Here is a 1,685-nt window from a genome sequence, read left to right as displayed (position 1 = left end):
CAATTCTACAAGGCGATTTCCCTATAATGAACTTCAGGAAGAGCTAATGCATGGCCTTCCTGCTGGCCGTCACGGGATCTGGACACCGGCTTTATTCAATTGTCCCTAAAGACCTGGTTGATCATGCCACCGGATCCCGTGGCGTCTGTTTATCGCTCATAAGGTTAGTGCCCCTTGCTCGTAGAATTCTGCCGAAGACAGACGTCTGACGACTGCGCCAGCCCCCATCGAGAGATTGGAGAGGGATGAAGAGATCGGACATTGCGGCCTACGGCGTGTTTTGCGGCATCGACGTCGGTAAGACGGGCCACTACATGGTCGTGCTCGACCATGACGGCGACAAGCCCCTTTTGAGTGGCTCCGTCGCACAGGACGAGGCGGCGATCCGCGAGGCGCTTACCAAGGCGGGTGACCTCGGGGGGCGCATGCTCGTGACGGTCGACCAGTACGGGGCGTTCGGGAGCCTTACTGTGGCTGTAGCCAAGGATATGGGGCTGGATGTCGCCCACCTCTCGCCGCGCAAGTTTAAGCAGGTGGCGGAGATCTACGGCGAGGATAAGACCGACGCAAAGGATGCGTTTATCATCGCTGACGCATCACGCAGCATGCCGCGCCACATCGAGCTTGTGGGTGAGCGTCCCGAGATCATGGCGGAGATCAAGGTGCTCACCTCGTGCCGCGACGACACCGTACGCGAGCGCACGCGCTGCTATAACCGCTTGCACGACCTGCTCCACCGGGCATGCCCCGCCCTCGACAAGGTGCTCAGCAAACAAAAACTGCACAACGGCCTCGAGATATGCCTGGTAGAGCGCTACGGCGGACCTCAGGGGCTGAAGCGTGCTGGCAAGACGCGCGTAGCCAAATGGGCTGGTAGCCTCAAATACTGCAAGACGCGCGGACCGAAACTCGCCGAGACGGTGTTCGCGGCACTTTCCAAACAGACCGTGACGCTACCCGCCACCACCGTCATCGAAGCTCAGGCCAAGAAAGTCGCAAAGCGTATCATCGAGCTCGAAGTCGAGGAAAAAGAGCTTGACGCAGAGCTGGAACGCCTCTCTGAACAGATGGTTGAGGTCGAGATCCTCAGAAGCATCCCCGGTGTCGGACGCGTGTTCGGTGCAACCATAGCCGCCGAAATCGGCGACATTAGTCGCTTTGCAGATGCCCATCATCTGGCATCGTACGCAGGCGTTGCTCCCGTGAAGAAGGAGTCGAGTACGATCAAGAAGAGCAGGAAGCGTAAGGGTGGTAACCGACGCCTGAAAAATGCGTTCGTCCAATCTGCAGTCATTGCGGCTTTTAGGGAAGGGTCTGCGGAAGAGACCTATTACAAGAAGAAAATCGCCGAGGGCAAGACCCATCAGCAGGCATGTCTTGCCCTGGCGCGCAGGCGCGTAGAAGTCGTCTACGCGATGCTGACAAACGGCACCTACTACGAGCCGTTGCCGGTTGCGGCGTAACTGAGAAGAACGCTTCGTTCTACCTACCGCTTCCCGCATTATAGCAGGGAGCGGGTTCTCTGCGCCCAAAAACGACCCTTCCTGACGTAAAGCGAAGTCGTTCCCTTATAGTTCCCAAGATGCAAGGAAAGGGATCTCGAAAAGAAAATCAAATTATAGGTTGATTAACCGTGCCTTATCGGTAGGGTTATCGGTAGTCGCAGAAGTAGCGGTTAATGCCCG

General features: G+C 57.2%; 1 protein-coding gene. It reads left to right on the top strand.

Translation table 11 applies throughout. From position 1 onward, the window contains the following. The first annotated feature begins 245 nt into the window (after positions 1–245). Positions 246–1,463, top strand: coding sequence for an IS110 family transposase (locus RR842_RS14545; RefSeq protein ID WP_332730288.1), 1,218 nt, complete (start codon positions 246–248; stop codon positions 1,461–1,463). Positions 1,464–1,685 lie beyond the last annotated feature (222 nt).

This window comes from Gordonibacter sp., assembly GCF_036667095.1.
GTDB lineage: Bacteria > Actinomycetota > Coriobacteriia > Coriobacteriales > Eggerthellaceae > Gordonibacter.
This window is presented reverse-complemented; position numbering and strand designations above follow the sequence as displayed.